We start from the raw sequence: 18,060 nt of genomic DNA on the forward strand, positions 1-18,060 counted from the left end.
TTTAATACCTCGGCTTTCTTTGCTTGATTTCTTCAACAAACTGCAAATAATGCTCATAACGGTAAGCAGGAATTGCTTGGTTCTCCACTGCCTGCTTAACTGCACATTTTGGTTCTTTCACATGCAGACATCCTCTGAACTTACAGTCTTCACTTAAGCGAGACATTTCTGGAAAGCAGTGAGAAAGTTCTTCTACCTCTAGAGTTAGAAACTCCAAGGAGCTAAAGCCCGGTGTATCTGCTACGAGTCCTTCACCAAATGAAATAAGCTCTACATGTCTGGTTGTATGCTTTCCTCGCCCTAGAGATGTTGAAATATCATTTGTCTTCAGCTCTAACTCAGGCTTCAAAACGTTTAGTAACGAAGATTTACCAACTCCTGATTGTCCTGCAATGACCGTTATTTGATTTTCAAACAGCGGCTTAATTTCTGCAATACCACTTTCCATTACGGTTGATGTTAAAATTACCTCATATCCTATTTTACGATAATCTTCGGCATATTGCTCAATTAATTGTTTTTGTTTCTCTGACAACAAATCAACTTTTGAAATACAAATAACCGGCTGAATATCATTTGACTCTACCAAAGCTAAAAAGCGATCCAAAAGCACCGTACTAAAATCAGGCTCGATAGCTGAAAATACTAACAACGCTTGATCAACGTTTGAGATTGGCGGTCGAACTAACTCATTTTTACGTTCTTTAATTTCAAGTATATACCCTTCAAGCTCATTATCAGCTTGAAATACTACTTCATCGCCTACTAATGGAGTGACTTTCTTCTTTCGAAACACTCCTCTTCCGCGACACTGGGTTACTTGTCCATCATGAAGAACATAATAAAATCCACTTAAGGATTTAATAATTCTTCCTTCTGGCATAACCTCACTCCTATCATTCTTCTGGATATTCTACAGCTTTTTCTTCAATTACTTGACCATCTCGAACTACTTTGTACTTGGCTGGCTCGCCTTCTTTCACTAACACATCGAATGATTCAGTAACCGTTTCTGTAATTGTTAGTTCTTTAATAGGCACAGACATTGTATTATCTGCATCTTCTACGTAAATCTCTACTTTTTGCTCAGGATTTTCTCCTTCACTATTCTTTTCCTCATAGGGAATTGTTACTTGTACATTGACAGTTTGAGGAGGTACTTCTTTCTTCCCTAAGGAAACTTTAAACGTTAGCTTATCACCTTTTTTAATAACCGAACCAGCTTTCGGGGTTTGAGAAATAACCAAACCTTTTTCAACAGTATCAGAATATTCGTTTTCTACTGCAATTTCAAATTCTTCTTCTGCTACATAATCTCGAACGCTTTTTTCCGTCCATCCTGAGAAATCCTTCACTTTAATTTCCGGAGGTCCTTTGCTTATCCATAACGTAACGGCCGTGCTTTCTGGAACAACCTCTTCACCTTCTTTTGGACTTTGATCTAATATTGTTCCTTTGGGCTCCTCACTGTCGATTTCAATTGTTCGCACTTCACGATAATTCTGACTTTCAAGCAGCTTTTGAACTTCACTTACATCTCGGCCATTAAAGCGATCAAACGCTACTTTTGCTTTCCCAGTACTTCGATAGATAATAACAGCTGTACCTTCTTTTACCACATTTCCCGCTTTAGGTGATGTTTTAACCACATCTCCTTCTTGTACTTCGTCATCAGCTATATCCTTTGGATCTTTCACATTAAACCCTAATGATACAAGCTCAGTCACGGCTGACTCATAGTCTTCATTATGTAAATCAGGCACCGTAATATCCTTAGGCAATAGTAAAGAAGGAATAAAAGTCACAGCAGCGACGCTCGCTGCCGCTAACAATAAAAAAATGAGCGCAAGCGTTAAAATAACTTTACTTTTCTTTCTAGGCTTTTTCTTAGATTCTACTTCATTTTGATGTGTATTAGAAGGTTTACGAACAGCCGTCTTTTCCAATTCATGACCATACGGTTCATCTTTTATAATTGGAATTGCTTTTGTTACTTCATCATCATCTGGTACAATAAACTTTTGTTCATTGTGTCGAGTGGGATGAATAGCAGAGCGTAAATCTTCTTCAAATTCTTCTACCGTATTATAGCGATAAAAAGGGTCTTTTGTTGTTGCTTTCAATACAACGTTTTCTACGCTTTGTGGGATAGAAGGATTCCATTTCCTTGGTGAGGGTGTTTCCGTTTGTAAGTGCTTTAGTGCAATGGAAACAGCAGACTCTCCCGAGAATGGTACTCGCCCAGTTAACAATTCAAATAAAACAACGCCTAATGAATAAATATCGGACTTTTTATTCGCTAGACCTCCTCTTGCTTGTTCTGGAGATAGATAATGAACAGACCCTAATACAGAGTTTGTATGTGTAATAGTTGTTGAGCTTAAAGCCACGGCAATTCCAAAGTCCGTTACTTTTGCCGTATCATCATGGTCAATTAGAATATTTTGTGGTTTAATATCTCGGTGAATAATTCCATATTGATGAGCATGAGCAATTGCGGATGTAATTTGAGTCATAATATGTATCGCTTTCTCTAAAGATAACGGTGACTCTTGTAAAATATATTGCTTTAAGGTCATTCCAGGGACATATTCCATTACAATATAGTAGATGTCCTCTTCTTCTCCAACATCATAAATACTCACAATATTTGGATGAGCAATGCTTGTTGCAGATTGTGCCTCACGGTGGAAACGCTTAATAAAAGCATCGTCATTAGCAAAATCTAGCCGCAGAACTTTAATTGCCACGTCGCGATCTAAAATCATATCACGTGCTAAATAAACGTTGGCCATGCCACCTCCACCAATGACATGTAGAATTTTATAACGGTCGTTTAGCCGTCTCCCGATTAGCAACGTTCTCACCCACTTTCAGATGTAAAGTCCACAATTGCTAGTGTAATATTATCTTCTCCACCTAATTCATTAGCTAATGTAATTAAGTGTGTACCTGTTTCGTTTAGGGACGTTCCAGGTTGTAAAATGTCTTGGAGCTTCTCTTCGCTTATTTTATTGGAAAGTCCATCTGAACACAATAATAATAAATCTGTTGATTCAACTTCAACTGTTTTTACATCAAGATCTACTTTTTCTTCAGTACCTAATGCACGTAATAAAATATTTTTGCGAGGATGATGTTCCGCATCTTCTCGTGAAATTTGACCGTTTTTCACCAGCTCATTGACAAGGGAATGGTCTTCTGTAATTTGCCTAAAACCATCTTCACTGAATAAGTAGCCCCGGCTATCTCCAATATTACCAATTGTACAAAATTCGGATGTGCAAATAGCTAATACGATGGTTGTGCCCATTCCTTTACATTCTTCATGTTCACTTGCATGTTGATGAATAGCTTCATTTACATTCATCACTTGTTCACGTATCCAAATAGTAGCATCATTCGGTTCATTTATAACTGGGCTACTCGTCCAGACGTCTTGCAATTTTTGAACTGCCATCGCGCTGGCTACATCTCCAGCGCGATGACCTCCCATACCATCTGCTACAATTGCAAGCACCTGGCCATGAGCATTCAAAAATACCCCTCCGTTATCTTCATTGTGTTGACGTATTCTCCCTCGGTCTGTCATAAAGACAGTTTCCATACAATCACCTCGTCTCTTCTTTACGCTCCTTCGCACGCAATTGACCACAAGCTGCATCAATATCATGACCTTGCTCACGGCGAATTGTTACGTTAACACCATGTTTTTTCAACGTACTTTCAAATTCAAAAATTTGTTCACGCGGTGTACGAACGTAATCACGCTCTGGAACATAGTTCACAGGAATTAAATTCACGTGACATTTAATGTTTTTAATAAGCGCTGCTAACTCTTCAGCATGTTCTACCTGGTCATTTACTCCACCAAACAAACCATATTCAAAACTGATACGACGACCTGTTTTGTCCGTATAGTATTTAATTGCTTCCATTAAATCAGGTAGCTTGTACGCACGGTTAATAGGCATCAATTTCGAACGAATATCGTTGTTTGGTGCGTGTAGTGAAATGGCAAAATTAATTTGCATTTGCTCATCAGCAAATTTATAGATTTTAGGGATGATTCCACTTGTTGATACCGTAATATGACGCGCACCAATATTAAGACCGTTATCGTGATTAATAATTTTTAAGAAGCCCATCATTTGATCGTAGTTATCAAACGGTTCACCAATACCCATAATTACGACATGACTTACGCGTTCTCCTTGTTCATCAAGCGCTTTTTGTACTTTCACTACTTGAGCAACAATTTCACCAGCTTCTAAGTTACGCTTTAATCCACCAAGCGTAGATGCACAGAACGTACAGCCAATGCGACAGCCAACTTGTGTTGTTACACAGATTGAGTTTCCGTACTCGTGGCGCATAAGCACTGTTTCAATTGTATAACCATCGTGAAGCTCAAATAAAAATTTCATTGTTCCATCTGCAGAAGTTTGTTGAACAGCTGTTTTTAACGTAGTTAAAACAAACGCTTCATTTAACTTATCACGCAGTCCTTTTGACAAATTTGACATATCGTCAAATTCAGTTACACGCTTTACATATAGCCAGTCAAAAATCTGTTTCCCACGGAATTTTTTCTCTCCCTGAGATACTAACCATGCTTCTAACTCATGTAGTTGTAATGAGTAAATTGACGGTTTTTTATTTTCCACTTTTGTATCTTTCGTTCTTTTACTAACAGTTCCTTCCATTTTTACACCTTCTTTTGTAAACACGCAATATAAAAACCATCGCTTTCCTCGCTTGGAAGCAGTTGAATTTGTCCATGTTTAACGTTTTGTTTAAGCTTTTCTGGCATGCGTTCTGCCAAGGTAGAGTCTACCATAAATTCTGCATGATTATCGAGAAATGCATCCACTACATCTCCATTTTCATCACGATCAATCGTACATGTACTGTATACAAGCGTCCCACCCTTTTTTAAAAGTGGCGCAACAGCTGATAAAATATCAAGCTGGATTTTTGCCAATTGCTGAACGTCACGCTCGGTCTTAACATACTTTAAATCCGGCTTTCTTCGCATAACCCCGAATCCTGAGCACGGAGCATCGACTAAAATGCGATCAAACGTTTCCGCTTCAAAGCGCTCTGCCACCTTACGACTATCTTGCACCGTTGGTGAAACATTCGTAAGCTGCAAGCGCTCTGCTTGCTCAGAAATTAACTTGACTTTATGATCATGAATATCTAAAGAAATGACTTGTCCCGTATTGTTAAGCTTTTCACCGATATGAGTTGATTTCCCACCTGGTGCTGCACAGCTATCTAATATCATTTCTCCTTGTTCGACACCAAGAGCATGAGCGACAAGCATTGAACTTTCGTCCTGTACAGTAAACATCCCTTTTCTAAATGCATCTGTATATGCAGCATTTCCTTTTTGAACTTCTAAAGCTTCCTCAACAAGCTCACCGCTTTCTACAGAAATACCTTCTTCTTTAAGCTGAGCAACTACTTCAGAAACAGTGAACCTCGCTGTGTTTACGCGAAGCGTTTGCTTAGGGGACATTAGATTAGCTAAACAAATTTCACGCGTTTTGTCCAATCCATATTGTTCCACCCATCGTTTTACCAACCATAAAGGATGACTCGTTTCTACCGATAAGCGCTCAATAGGATCTTTAATCTCTTCTACGCTTGGAACTCCGTTTCGTTGCACATTACGTAAAACACCATTCACCATCGAAGCAATTCCTTTATGGCCGCGCTTCTTAGCAATTTCTACTGCTTCATGAATAACTGCGCGATCAGGTACACGATCTAAGTGCAGCATCTGATAAAGAGACAAACGAAGCAATACTTTGACCCACGGCTGAAGCTTTTTGGCTTTCGCTAAAAATGGAGCCAAACTATAGTCTAGCGTATCTCTTCTTTGAATTGTACCATATACAATCTCTGTTAAGAGACCGGCATCTTTCCCTTGAACACCGTACTTTTGAATACTTTTATTTAACAACAAGTTACTGAAAGCCTGATTTTTTTCAATCGAAAGTAAAATATCAAGCGCGATATCACGAACGTTATATTTACTCATTATGAGCTCCTAACACAGCTCCTACTTCAATGCCATTCCCGCGTAAGAACTGCGCGGCTTCCATTCTCTTTTTCCCAGATGGTTGAAGCTCTGTAATTTTAATTCCTGTACGGTTTCCTGTCGCCACGATAAATCCATCTTTTTCAAGGGATACTACCTTCCCCGGATCTCCTTCTGCAGCAACTTTTTCTCCCCACCAAACTTTCATCACTTGACCATCTAGCGTCGTATACGCCACTGGCCAAGGGTGAAGACCGCGGATGTGGTTATAAATTTCCTCACCGCTTCGCGTCCAATCAATTTTTTCTTGTTCGCGCTTTATGTTAAACGCAAATGTGGCTTCATCTTCGTTCTGCTTTATTGGCGTTAGATTACCTGATACGAGGGCTGGAATAGTTTCAGATAATAATTTAGCTCCCGCTTCGCTTAGTTTATCGTGCAGTGTTCCAACATGGTCTTTTTCTTCAATAGGCACTTCGACTTTCGTCAAAATATCACCGGCATCTAGCTTTTCGACCATATACATAATCGTTACGCCAGTTTTGGGCTTCCCTTGTAAAATAGAATAATGAATCGGTGCTCCTCCTCTAAGCTCAGGCAGCAACGATGCATGGACATTAATACAGCCATATTTCGGCGCTTCTAAAATTGGTGTTGGTAAAATTTGTCCAAACGCTGCCGTTACAATTAAGTCAGGGTTATATGCCAATACTTCACTGTACGCTTCTTCTAAACGAATTTTTTCTGGTTGCAGCACTGGAATGCCATGCTTTTGTGCCTCTACTTTCACTGGTGGTGGAGTCATAACTCTTTTTCTTCCTTTTGGACGATCAGGCTGTGTTACAACGGCCACTACTTCATATCCATCTTTAATTAAAGTCTGCAATACCGGTACGGAAAAATCCGGTGTTCCCATAAACACAACTTTCATTTTAAATTCCTACCCTTCTAGTTCTCCATCTTCATAATAACGCGATACTTTCTCAGTAAAAAGTACCCCGTGTAAATGGTCAATTTCATGCTGAATGGCACGAGCTAAAAAACCCTTTGCTTCCATTACAAATACTTTTCCACGACGATTATGTGCTCGTACTTTCACATAATCAGCGCGAGTTACGTCACCAAAAAGGCCCGGAAAACTTAAGCAGCCTTCAGGGCCAGTTTGTTGACCATGCTTTTCAAGAATGACTGGGTTAATCAATTCAATTTTTCCGTGTCGATCTCCTATATCAACCACTGCTACTTGCTGTAATACACCAACCTGTGGAGCAGCAAGTCCTACTCCATCTGCTTCAAGCATTAAATCATACATGCCATTGATTAACTTAGCTAATTTATTATCAAACACTGTGACAGGTTCACATTTTGTCTCTAATACTTCATCGGGATGGTAAACTAGCTTTAATTTAGCCAAATTACTCCCTCCTTCAACTCTTTCTATTTATATCCAAAACTGCAGTCATTTAACGTTTTAGTTGTCGATTTACATCATTGAATAAGGGTGTAAATCAATCGTAATCGTTAATTGTTCCTGCTGCATTTGATCTTGGTACTGGTTCACTACATATTTTAAAGCTGGTATCATATTCGGTTCCAGCTTGTATTTTATCATGCATTGATATCGATATCTATCTTTTATCTTAGCAATTGGAGAGGCAACAGGTCCTAAAATAACGGCTTGCGGAGAGAGCTTTTGTCTTAAATACTGCGATATTTTCCCAGTCACAGACACCACTTTTGCCACGTTTTCATGTGAGACAGTTACCAACGCCAAATAAAAGAACGGTGGATAACGATGAGCTTGTCTAAGCTTCATTTCCTCAAGATAAAAAGTATCATAGTCGTGCTGACTTGCTAACTGAATGCTGTAATGCTCAGGAGCATAGGTTTGAATAACGACTTCACCAGGCAAGTGGTGACGTCCCGCTCTTCCGCTTACTTGTGTAAGGAGCTGAAACGTTTTTTCAGCAGCTCGAAAGTCAGGAAGGTTCAACATCGTATCTGCTGATAACACCCCAACAAGCGTTACGTTTGGAAAGTCTAAACCTTTAGCAATCATTTGCGTACCTAATAAAATCTGCGCTTCTCCATTTCCAAACTTTGTTAGGAGCTTTTCATGCGCCCCTTTTCGGCTTGTTGTGTCAACATCCATTCGAATGACAGCCGCTTCAGGCAACACCTTTCCAAGCTCTTCTTCCACCTTTTGCGTCCCTGATCCAAAAAAGCGAATATGGTCGCTTTCGCACTCTGGACAAGCCGTTTGAGTTGGCTCTTCATAGCCACAGTAATGACATTTCATTCGGTTTTGGTAGCGGTGATATGTCAATGAAATTTCACAGTGCGGACACGAAGGAACATATCCACAGTCACGGCACATAACAAAAGATGAGTGCCCTCTCTTATTTAAGAACAATACAATTTGTTCTCGTCTTTCAAGGCGCTCACGTATTTTTTCAAGAAGAAGCGTAGAGAACATTGACCGGTTTCCATCGCGGAGCTCTTCACGCATATCTACAATATCTACTTTTGGAAGAGCTGATTTATTCATTCGTTCGCGTAGTGGCAGAAGTTTATAAACCCCTTTTTGAGCACGTGCAAATGACTCTAGTGTCGGGGTTGCACTTCCTAAAATTACTGGACAGTTGTGAAATTCTGCGCGTTTAATTGCCACATCGCGCGCGTGATACCTGGGATTCTCCTCTTGCTTATAGCTCGTTTCATGCTCTTCATCAATGATGATGATGCCCACATGTTGAAACGGAGCAAAAATAGCCGACCTTGCCCCTACGACTACGGATACCTCTTTGCGCTGAATTTTACGCCACTCATCGTATTTCTCACCGGCCGACAAACCGCTATGCATCACGGCTACCTTCGAACCGAATCGCTCTTTAAATCTTTTGACCATTTGAGGCGTTAGTGATATTTCTGGAACAAGCATAATTGCTTCTTTCCCCTGTTTCAACACTTGATCAATTGACTGTAAATACACTTCCGTTTTACCGCTTCCAGTTACACCATACATGAGAAAAACATCGTGTTCATGGTTCTCAATATCGCACAGGATTGGCTTGATAGCAGCCGATTGCTCATCTGTTAACGGAAAAGGTTTTGAAGGAATAAAATCACGATTGGCATACGGGTCTCGATAAATCTCCATATCAACCTCGTGAAGCAATCCTTTTGAAACTAATCCTTTAATAGGTGCACTCGTTACGTTAAGCACAGTCATAATGTCTCTTTGTGCTACTACTTCTTCTTGCACAAGCATAAATTCAAGCACTTGCTTTTGCTTTTCAGCTTGTTTAGGCAACTCTTGGAGCAGCTGTTTGACATGTTCAGGCGGCTGAGCTAAACGAAGAGCTTTCACGGTCTTTTTATTCCCTTTACTTTTGACTAAATATACAACTTCTAAGAGTCCTTTTTGAATATCGCGATAAAAGCTATTTACAGACTCTGATTTCTCAATGTCGCTCCACATCACTTCGGAAGTATGTTGAAAGTACGGCTGAACCTTTGAGTGAAGCTGTGAACTTTCTACTCCTGGTTGAAGCAATATCTTTTTGTCATATTTTGCTTTCATCGCAGCAGGGAGCATTACTTGAAAAGCAGATATTTTAAAGCAAAGCGTTTTTTCAGTGAGCCAATGACCTAGCTCTAATAATTCAGGCGTTAACACTGGTGTTAAATCAAGCAGCTCAGCGATTGGCTTCGTTCGCTTTACATCTGTTTCTAATTTAACGTCTACAACAAACCCCTGCACCTTGCGCGGGCCAAACGGAACGATTACCCGCATTCCTGGGACAAGAATCTCTCTCCACTGTTGAGGAATCGAGTAATCGAATGCTCGGTCTGTCTGCTTCGCTGCTACGTCAACAATTACGCTAGCAAAATTCATTGTCGAACACTCTCTAGCAGCTGCTTCACTTCTTCTAATAAAACTTTAGCGACAGATGATTTAGACATAAGAGGAAGCTGCCTTTGCTCACCGTTTCGCTTATAAAATTTTACGATATTCGTATCTGTTCCAAAACCTGCACCTTCACTTGTTACGTTGTTAGCGACAATCATATCTAGATTTTTGCTTTCGAGCTTCTTTTGAGCATATAAGTCTACCTGTTCTGTTTCTGCTGCAAATCCAACGAGCACCTGGTTGTAATCTTTATAATCTCCGAGCGTTTTTAAAATGTCAGTAGTGCGCTCCAACTCTAGTACTGCCTCTCCCGGCTGCTTCTTCATCTTTTGCTGATGAACATGCTTTGGACGATAGTCAGCAACTGCCGCGGATTTAATGACAACATCCATATCCGTATAATGCTTCATCACCGCTTCAAACATCTGCTGTGCACTCTCGACTTGAACTGTTTTGACGTTAACGGGTGGCGTCAGCTGTGTTGGCCCAGATATAAGCGTTACGTTGGCTCCTTGCTTCGCTGCTTCTTCTGCGATAGCATAGCCCATTTTCCCAGTCGAACGATTAGTAAAGAAACGTACAGGATCCACTCGTTCAACCGTTGGCCCTGCTGTAACTAAAACATTCGTACCTTTTAGCGCTTGAGGTGGCTTTTGGTCATAAAAATAAGACTGTAGAAGACTAACAATTGTTTCAGGTTCTTCTAACCTTCCTTTCCCAACATAACCACATGCTAAATAACCCTCTCCAGGCTCCACAAACTGATAGCCAAATGAAGCTAATGTTTGCATGTTCTTTTTTACAGCTGGATGATCGTACATATGAACATTCATTGCTGGAGCAATCCAAACTGGAGCTGTGGCAGCAAGAAGAGTAGTTAAAATCATATCATCAGCAATTCCATTTGCTAATTTCCCTATCATATTAGCAGTAGCAGGTGCGACAAGAATTAAATCTGGCCAATCTGCTAAGTCAATATGTGCAATAACAGCCGGATCTTTTTCATCAAATGTATCTGTGTATACAGGATTTCTTGAAAGTGCTTGAAATGTTAACGGCGTAACAAACTCACGAGCAGAATCTGTCATAATGACTTTCACTTCGGCTCCTGCTTGTACTAACTTACTGGTTAAAGCCGATGCCTTATAAACAGCAATTCCACCACTAACACATAATAAAATTCGTTTTCCTTTCAACATCGTTACCCATACTCCCATCTTTTTATCTACTGAACAACCTTTACAATGTCCATATTATAACATGTTCAAGAATAGAAGTTGATTTTGACAAACCCTCTTTCTAACAGAAAAAAATAACAACCTACTGCGAATAGGTTGTTATTTTAACAATTATCTTTCTTCATTCTCATCTTTTGAAGGTACGTGCGTATACGTAAGTTGTTCTGAGTTGATTTCTTCTAATGCACAACCTACTAATTTATGAGATACAGGTCTTTGGATTGTTGTATCATTATGCATTTGAAGTTGACGTGCGCGCTTTGCAGCTACTGTTACTAGCGTATATTTAGAATCTAAACGTTGCATTAATGAATCAATTGACGGATAAAGCATTTATTCTACCTCCAACATTCTTTTATAGCGTGCAGATACACGGTCGCGGCGGCAATGCTCTGCCGTGACAATTGCTTGAATACGTGCACATGCATTTTCTACCTTGTCATTTTCTACTACATAATCGTATGCATCCATAAGCTCAATTTCTTCTTTTGCTACACGCATACGGTTGTTAATTAAATCTTCTGTTTCTGTACCGCGGTTTACAATACGACTCTTCAACTCTGATAAGCTTGGTGGTGCTAAGAAAATAAACAATCCTTCTGGAAATGCTTCTTTCACTTGAAGAGCACCTTGAACCTCAATTTCTAAAAAGACATCTTTCCCTGAAGCTAACGTTTCTTCAACGTAGTCAATTGGTGTACCGTAGTAGTTCCCTACGTACTCTGCCCACTCTAGAAGCTTTTTATTTTCAATCATGTGCTCAAATTCTTCGCGCTCTTTAAAGAAATAATCCACACCATCAACTTCGCCTTCACGTGGACGACGCGTTGTTGCTGAAATAGAGTACTGAAGTTTAATATCTTCTTGTTCAAATAATGCTTTTCTTACCGTTCCTTTTCCAACACCTGACGGTCCGGAAAGAACGATTAATAAACCTCTTTCAATCATTGGTTTATACGCCCTACCCTTCTACTAATTCTTCTTTATTCACAAGCCTTTGTGCTACAGTTTCCGGTTGAACAGGAGCTAAAATAATATGATTACTGTCCATTACAATCACAGCTCGGGTTTTTCTTCCCTGCGTGGCATCAATTAAACTTCCGCGATCCTTCGCTTCTTGCACAATTCTTTTAATTGGTGCTGATTCCGGCTGAACGACAGAAATGATGCGATTAGAAGAAATAAAATTTCCAAATCCAACATTAATTAATTTACCGCTCATACAAAGCCCCCTACTGTATCCATATTGTGTCCGTCTATTCTGAAGGCTACTAGTAACTATTCAATATTTTGAACTTGTTCTTTCAAACGCTCTAGCTGCGTTTTCATATCGATGACACATTGAGCAATCTTACCATTATTCGCTTTCGCTCCAATTGTGTTCATTTCTCGATTTAACTCTTGCACAAGAAAATCAAGCTTTCTCCCGATAACATCGGTTGTATCAATTGTTTGAAAGAACTGAGTAAGATGACTGTGAATACGGGTTAATTCTTCATTAACGTCTGCTTTTTCAGCGAAAATAGCCACTTCTGCTAGCACTCGCTGTTCATCGATTGTACCTTCAAGATAGTCGGTTAATCTTTTTCTCAAGCGATCCTCATATTGCTCACTAACAGTCGGTGCAAGCGATTCTACTTCGTCGCGAAGCTGCTGGATGTTGGTGAGGTGCTGAACTAAATCTTGATATAATTCTTGCCCCTCTTTTTCACGCATCGTTAGCAGCTGACCTACTGCTTGTTCAACCGCTGTAAAAACCAGCTGGTGAATTGATGTTTGGTCTACTTCTTCTTCAGAAGTCGTCATTACGTCAGGCATATGCAGAATATCTTGAATTTCAACAGACTTGGAAAGCTGGTGACGCTCGCTAATTTCTTGGAAAGCTTTCATATACTCACCTAGCAACTCCCAATCCGTTTGTAACGTCTTTTTAGCTAATCCTTCACCTGAAATCGTAACAAATACTTCTACTCTACCACGTTTTATGTATGTTTGAATGATTTTTTTTATTTTATCTTCAATTTCCATTAATTGCCTTGGCATTCGCACAGTAATTTCACAAAAGCGATGATTTACCGATTTCATTTCTACCGTTACCGCTTGAACCTCATTATCTGCTCGTCCTCGGCCAAAACCTGTCATACTTCTTATCATTATCATCACATCCACTATGTACATCTTACAAAAAAAAAGAAATAAAAGAAAGTGTTACTCAAAAAAAGAGTAAAAGCAATGTACCTCACTCATTAAAAGCTGGTGAAAGCAAACCGTATGCTTCCACCAGTGCTTATTACTATATCATTAATTACGATTTTTTTCTTGTTAAAAGTGATCCCGCTAATAAAAATGTTGGAACACTTGCTAAACCTAAAATAATTAACCATTCCCTTGGCGCAATAGCCATCGTATGGAAGATTGGTTGTAAAGGTGGATAATAAATAACAACTAGCATTAGCAAAATTGATGAAATAACCGCACCAACTAAGTAAAGATTTTCAAAAGGATTCCGGTCGAAAATGGACTTCTCACTTCGACAGTCAAACACATGAATTAGCTGGGCCATGACAAGCGTAGCAAATGCTATCGTTTGAGCGTACTGTAAGTTATCAGGGTTGTTATCATAGACAATAATAAACGCAGCAAGGGTCGCTATTCCAATTAAAAACCCTCTACTTACTACCTTCCAACCAAGTCCGCGTGCAAACACCCCTTCTTTTGGATGCCTTGGTCTACGCTTCATTACATCGTCTTCAGGTTGATCTAACCCCAATGCCATCGCCGGAAGGCCATCCGTCACTAAGTTGACCCATAATATTTGAATGGGTACTAATGGAAGCGGCAGAGCTAGAATCATGGCAAACAACATTACAAGTATTTCTCCTACGTTAGAAGCAAGTAGGTATCGGATGAATTTTCGAATATTTTCATAAATGTTTCGCCCTTCTTTAATCGCTGATTTAATCGTTGCAAAGTTATCATCTAGTAGCACCAGCGCTGAGGCTTCTTTAGCAACGTCCGTTCCTGTAATTCCCATTGCTATGCCAATGTCGGCTGCTTTAATTGCAGGTGCGTCGTTTACACCGTCACCTGTCATAGCCACAACGTGGTCTTTTGCTTGTAACGCTTTAACAATCTTTAATTTATGCTCAGGCGATACGCGTGCATAAACATATACATCATTTACTACGTCTTCAAGCTCCGACTGTGACATTGTATTTAACGTATGGCCTTCTAGTACTCGTCCTCCCTTTGGTAAAATCCCAAGCTGCTTGGCAATCGCTTCAGCGGTTATCACATGATCTCCTGTAATCATAACCGTTTTAATGCCAGCATCTCGGCATTCTTTTACAGCCTGCTTTACTTCAGGTCGTGGAGGGTCAATCATCCCTTGAAGTCCTAAAAACACAAGCTCTTTTTCAGCTGCTTGTTCAGTAGTAATGGTTTCGTACGATTCAAGCGGGCGATAAGCAACCGCAATCGTTCGAAGTGCCTGGCTCGCTAGAGAATGGATGGCGTTTTGCACTTCTTCACGACCGCTAGGAGACAGCTGTTGATGACGATTTTCCCATACAATTGACTTGCTATTTGTTAGTAGAACATCTGGTGCACCCTTTGTCACCACATAGCGCTTGTTATCCTTGCCTTCTATCACCACACTCATCATCTTCCTAGTAGAATCAAAGGGAAACTCTTCAATAACTTTAAAATCTCCTTTTACATTTTGACGGGTAAAGTTCGCTTTCATTGCGGCTACAACTAAAGCGGCTTCTGTAGGATCACCATCGACTACATAATCTTTGTCTTTTTTCGTAACCGTTGTTTGATTACATAATAGGCCGAACAGCAACAGCTGCTGCAGCGGTTTTTCTCGACTAACATTAACTTCTTTCCCCTCAGCAGAAAACGTACCGCTTGGGTCATAGCCTGTTCCAGATAAATTCCACGTTTTCCCACCTGACCACAAGTGAGTAACGGTCATCTTGTTTTGAGTAAGCGTTCCCGTTTTATCTGAGCAAATAACAGATGCACAGCCCAGTGTTTCAACAGCTGGAAGCTTCCGAACAATGGATTTTTGTTTAATCATTCGCTGAACGCCCAATGATAAAGCAACGGTTACAATTGCTGGCAATCCTTCTGGAATTGCAGCAACGGCTAGTGATACGCCGGCTAAGAACATCGTATATAAATCATGCCCTTGCAAGACACCAATTCCCACTACAAGAACAGTTAATAAAAGCGCAACAATAATGAGAATTTTCCCAAGCTGCTCAAGTTTTCGTTGCAGTGGGGTAATGACTGCTTCTGCATTTTGTAATAAGTCGGCGATTTGTCCCATGGCAGTCTTCATACCTGTCCCTACTACAACTCCAACACCGCTTCCACGCGTCACAAGCGTCCCCATAAATGCCATGTTCTCTTGATCTCCAAGTGGAATTTCATTTCCTTCTAATACGCGCGTATACTTTGGAACAGGGACAGATTCACCTGTCAGCGCTGATTCTTCAATTTCTAAACTTTTAGCATCAATAAGACGAATATCAGCACCAATCCGATCACCACTTCCAAACTTGACAATGTCTCCCACTACCAGTTCTCTAGAAAAAGTCTTTGACCACTTACCGTCTCGTAAAGCAAGTACCTGCGGCGCCGATAATTCCTTCAGTGCATTAAGTGACTTTTCAGCACGACGTTCTTGAAAGAACCCAAGAAACCCATTAATCACGACAATCGCAATAATGGCAATAGCATCAATATACTCTCCTAATAAGCCCGATATTAGCGTAGCTGCTAATAAAACCAAAACCATAAAATCTTTAAACTGTTCCAAGAATACGAGCAGCGCAGACTGCTTTTCACCTTCAGCAAGCTCATTGAAACCTTCTTGCTTTTGCCTCAATGCGACTTCTTTTGCAGTTAATCCATTTTCTTTATCTGTTTTTGTCACTTCTAATGTTGCTCGCTCACTCAGCTCATACCATTTCATCGCATTCCTTCACACCCTTTTGTTTGTAAATGAGTCACATAGATTGTTACAATGTTATATCGTATGCTTATTCAGACTCGTCCTAAAAAATGCTATACTTTTACGAAGGACTATTTTTGAAACATTAAAGGATGTGAACAACATGTCATTTGACGGAATCTTTACATACGGAATCTTACAAGAATTAGATAACGCATTAACATCCGGTCGAATCGCAAAAGTCTATCAACCATTTCCAAATGAACTAATTTTACAAGTTCGAGCGAAGGGGGAAAATCGGAAGCTATTTATTTCAACTCACCCCAATTACGCACGCGTTCACTTTACAAATGAAACATATGAAAACCCGGCTGAACCGCCAATGTTTTGCATGCTTCTTCGTAAACATCTAGAAGGAAATATTATTGAACGAATCTACCAGCTAGGGCTCGATCGTATTCTCGTTATTGAAACAAAAGGTCGCAACGAGATTGGAGATGTAACATCTAAGCAGCTTATTATTGAAATTATGGGTCGCCACAGCAACATCATGCTTGTGGATAAAGAAACAAATGTCATTATCGATAGCATCAAGCACATTCCAATGGCGTTAAATCGTCACCGTACGCTACTGCCTGGTGCAACTTATGTACTGCCACCAAATCAAGAAAAGCTAGATCCTTTTGAAGCGGATGAAGAAATGGTTTTAAGAAGTTTAGACTTCAACAGTGGAAAGATTGGCAATCAGCTCGTTCAAGCTTTCGCTGGGCTCTCACCGTTGCTTGCCAATGAAATTGTCTATCGCGCTGGTCTGGCCAATCAAACTACGTTACCCAAAGCGTTTATCAATACAATGAGTGCCATTCAAAACGGCAACATGCAGCCAACCCTCACTTCGGTGCAAGGAAAAGATTACTTTCACCTTCTGTCTCTTAGCCACTTACAAGGTGAAGAAAAGACGTTCCCAACCATTAGTGAACTTTTAGACCGCTTCTATTATGGAAAAGCAGAGCGCGATCGCGTTAAGCAACAAGCACATGATTTACTTCAATTCATGACAACTGAAAAAAAGAAAAATGAAAAGAAAATTAATAAGTTGCAAAGAACGCTACAGCAGGCTGAAAAAGCCGGTGAATACCAACTTGCAGGAGAGCTTTTAACGTCGCATTTACATCTCGTTAAAAAAGGAGATACAACCGTTGATGTCATAAACTACTATGATGAAAAGGGTGGGACGCTAACAATTGAGCTTGATCCTCAAAAAACGCCTGCTCAAAATGCGCAGAGCTACTTTACTAAATATCAAAAAGCAAAGAATTCAGTAGCAATTGTTCATGAACAAATTGAAAAAGCCCAACAAGAAATTGTCTACTTTGAATCTTTACTGCAGCAAATGGAGACAGCTTCTCACAAAGATATTGCTGAAATTCGCGAGGAGCTTGTAGAAGAAGGCTATCTACGCAATCGCCAGCAAAAGAAAAATAAAAAGCAAAAGAATTCAACTCCAACGCTTGAGCAATATAAAGCAAGTGACGGTACCGTTATCTTGGTCGGCAAAAACAACAAACAAAACGAATACTTAACGAATAAGCTGGCAGCCAGAGACCATCTTTGGTTTCATACAAAAGATACACCTGGGTCCCACGTCGTTATTCGTGACGCTGAGCCAACAGAAGAAACCATTCTTGAAGCTGCTCACCTTGCAGCTTACTTCAGCAAGGCGAAAAATTCCAGCTCCGTACCAGTTGACTTTACAAAGATTCGCCATGTAAAGAAACCGAATGGTGCTAAACCTGGTTTTGTTACTTACGACAATCAGCAAACGGTTTACGTAACGCCAAATGAAGAGCTTGTATTAAAATTAAGAGATTAATTTCAGCATAAAAAAGCGTGTCCG

15 protein-coding genes are annotated in these 18,060 nt (G+C 40.1%); 1 reads left to right on the top strand and 14 read right to left on the bottom strand.

The features are described 5' to 3' along the window. Nucleotide 1: 1 nt before the first annotated feature. From rsgA to A2U94_RS01510, 14 genes are all read right to left on the bottom strand, one after another. A complete protein-coding gene (rsgA, locus tag A2U94_RS01445; protein ID WP_025909032.1) occupies nucleotides 2–883 on the bottom strand; it encodes a ribosome small subunit-dependent GTPase A in 882 nt (293 codons plus the stop codon). A gap of 13 nt (nucleotides 884–896) precedes the next feature. Further along, nucleotides 897–2,858, bottom strand: coding sequence for a Stk1 family PASTA domain-containing Ser/Thr kinase (gene pknB / locus A2U94_RS01450; RefSeq protein ID WP_025909033.1), 1,962 nt, complete (start codon nucleotides 2,856–2,858; stop codon nucleotides 897–899). A gap of 5 nt (nucleotides 2,859–2,863) precedes the next feature. Next, nucleotides 2,864–3,607 carry a Stp1/IreP family PP2C-type Ser/Thr phosphatase gene (locus A2U94_RS01455; RefSeq protein ID WP_025909034.1) on the bottom strand — a complete coding sequence of 248 codons (744 nt, stop codon included), beginning with the start codon at nucleotides 3,605–3,607 and terminating at the stop codon, nucleotides 2,864–2,866. A 4-nt stretch (nucleotides 3,608–3,611) separates the two neighbouring features. Continuing rightward, nucleotides 3,612–4,706: a dual-specificity RNA methyltransferase RlmN gene (rlmN, locus tag A2U94_RS01460; RefSeq protein ID WP_025909035.1), complete on the bottom strand. Its 1,095-nt coding sequence runs from the start codon at nucleotides 4,704–4,706 to the stop codon at nucleotides 3,612–3,614. Between the two features lie 2 nt (nucleotides 4,707–4,708). Beyond that, nucleotides 4,709–6,049: a 16S rRNA (cytosine(967)-C(5))-methyltransferase RsmB gene (gene rsmB, locus A2U94_RS01465; protein WP_025909036.1), complete on the bottom strand. Its 1,341-nt coding sequence runs from the start codon at nucleotides 6,047–6,049 to the stop codon at nucleotides 4,709–4,711. Further along, nucleotides 6,042–6,980 (bottom strand): methionyl-tRNA formyltransferase, encoded by a 939-nt coding sequence (fmt, locus tag A2U94_RS01470; protein WP_025909037.1) that lies wholly within the window; start codon nucleotides 6,978–6,980, stop codon nucleotides 6,042–6,044. The genes rsmB and fmt overlap by 8 nt, the downstream gene beginning before the upstream one ends. 9 nt (nucleotides 6,981–6,989) lie before the next feature. After that, on the bottom strand, nucleotides 6,990–7,463 hold the full coding sequence (def, locus tag A2U94_RS01475; RefSeq protein ID WP_025909038.1) for a peptide deformylase: 474 nt from the start codon (nucleotides 7,461–7,463) through the stop codon (nucleotides 6,990–6,992). A 69-nt stretch (nucleotides 7,464–7,532) separates the two neighbouring features. Then, the gene (priA, locus tag A2U94_RS01480; protein ID WP_025909039.1) at nucleotides 7,533–9,947 is read right to left on the bottom strand and encodes a primosomal protein N'; all 2,415 of its coding nucleotides are present in this window, start codon (nucleotides 9,945–9,947) and stop codon (nucleotides 7,533–7,535) included. Continuing rightward, entirely contained in the window at nucleotides 9,944–11,161 is a 1,218-nt protein-coding gene (gene coaBC / locus A2U94_RS01485) for a bifunctional phosphopantothenoylcysteine decarboxylase/phosphopantothenate--cysteine ligase CoaBC (protein WP_025909040.1), read from the bottom strand. The genes priA and coaBC overlap by 4 nt, the downstream gene beginning before the upstream one ends. 150 nt (nucleotides 11,162–11,311) lie before the next feature. Beyond that, on the bottom strand, nucleotides 11,312–11,533 hold the full coding sequence (gene rpoZ, locus A2U94_RS01490; protein ID WP_025909041.1) for a DNA-directed RNA polymerase subunit omega: 222 nt from the start codon (nucleotides 11,531–11,533) through the stop codon (nucleotides 11,312–11,314). Next, nucleotides 11,534–12,148, bottom strand: coding sequence for a guanylate kinase (gene gmk, locus A2U94_RS01495; RefSeq protein ID WP_025909042.1), 615 nt, complete (start codon nucleotides 12,146–12,148; stop codon nucleotides 11,534–11,536). It lies immediately after the preceding gene. A 13-nt stretch (nucleotides 12,149–12,161) separates the two neighbouring features. Continuing rightward, nucleotides 12,162–12,422: an extracellular matrix/biofilm regulator RemA gene (gene remA, locus A2U94_RS01500; protein ID WP_025909043.1), complete on the bottom strand. Its 261-nt coding sequence runs from the start codon at nucleotides 12,420–12,422 to the stop codon at nucleotides 12,162–12,164. Between the two features lie 56 nt (nucleotides 12,423–12,478). After that, nucleotides 12,479–13,354 carry a YicC/YloC family endoribonuclease gene (locus A2U94_RS01505; RefSeq protein WP_025909044.1) on the bottom strand — a complete coding sequence of 292 codons (876 nt, stop codon included), beginning with the start codon at nucleotides 13,352–13,354 and terminating at the stop codon, nucleotides 12,479–12,481. A gap of 151 nt (nucleotides 13,355–13,505) precedes the next feature. Beyond that, entirely contained in the window at nucleotides 13,506–16,184 is a 2,679-nt protein-coding gene (locus A2U94_RS01510) for a calcium-translocating P-type ATPase, SERCA-type (RefSeq protein ID WP_062954393.1), read from the bottom strand. Nucleotides 16,185–16,326: 142 nt separating this feature from the next. On the opposite strand from A2U94_RS01510, the gene A2U94_RS01515 reads away from it, so the two are divergent. Continuing rightward, complete coding sequence (locus A2U94_RS01515) at nucleotides 16,327–18,036, top strand: Rqc2 family fibronectin-binding protein (RefSeq protein WP_025909046.1); 1,710 nt, start codon at nucleotides 16,327–16,329, stop codon at nucleotides 18,034–18,036. The last annotated feature ends 24 nt before the right edge of the window (nucleotides 18,037–18,060 follow it).

The sequence above is a fragment of the Bacillus sp. VT 712 genome (genome assembly GCF_001614195.1).
Lineage (GTDB): Bacteria > Bacillota > Bacilli > Bacillales > Bacillaceae_H > Priestia > Priestia flexa.

What these genes read in the sequence shown, in the direction of transcription:
- gmk (WP_025909042.1), bottom strand. Translation starts at nt 12,148, where the DNA reads ATGATTGAAAGAGGTTTATTAATCGTTCTTTCCGGACCGTCAGGTGTT.
- A2U94_RS01515 (WP_025909046.1), top strand. Translation starts at nt 16,327, where the DNA reads ATGTCATTTGACGGAATCTTTACATACGGAATCTTACAAGAATTAGAT.
- coaBC (WP_025909040.1), bottom strand. Translation starts at nt 11,161, where the DNA reads ATGTTGAAAGGAAAACGAATTTTATTATGTGTTAGTGGTGGAATTGCT.
- rpoZ (WP_025909041.1), bottom strand. Translation starts at nt 11,533, where the DNA reads ATGCTTTATCCGTCAATTGATTCATTAATGCAACGTTTAGATTCTAAA.
- rlmN (WP_025909035.1), bottom strand. Translation starts at nt 4,706, where the DNA reads ATGGAAGGAACTGTTAGTAAAAGAACGAAAGATACAAAAGTGGAAAAT.
- rsgA (WP_025909032.1), bottom strand. Translation starts at nt 883, where the DNA reads ATGCCAGAAGGAAGAATTATTAAATCCTTAAGTGGATTTTATTATGTT.
- priA (WP_025909039.1), bottom strand. Translation starts at nt 9,947, where the DNA reads ATGAATTTTGCTAGCGTAATTGTTGACGTAGCAGCGAAGCAGACAGAC.
- fmt (WP_025909037.1), bottom strand. Translation starts at nt 6,980, where the DNA reads ATGAAAGTTGTGTTTATGGGAACACCGGATTTTTCCGTACCGGTATTG.
- remA (WP_025909043.1), bottom strand. Translation starts at nt 12,422, where the DNA reads ATGAGCGGTAAATTAATTAATGTTGGATTTGGAAATTTTATTTCTTCT.
- A2U94_RS01510 (WP_062954393.1), bottom strand. Translation starts at nt 16,184, where the DNA reads ATGAAATGGTATGAGCTGAGTGAGCGAGCAACATTAGAAGTGACAAAA.
- A2U94_RS01455 (WP_025909034.1), bottom strand. Translation starts at nt 3,607, where the DNA reads ATGGAAACTGTCTTTATGACAGACCGAGGGAGAATACGTCAACACAAT.
- A2U94_RS01505 (WP_025909044.1), bottom strand. Translation starts at nt 13,354, where the DNA reads ATGATAAGAAGTATGACAGGTTTTGGCCGAGGACGAGCAGATAATGAG.
- rsmB (WP_025909036.1), bottom strand. Translation starts at nt 6,049, where the DNA reads ATGAGTAAATATAACGTTCGTGATATCGCGCTTGATATTTTACTTTCG.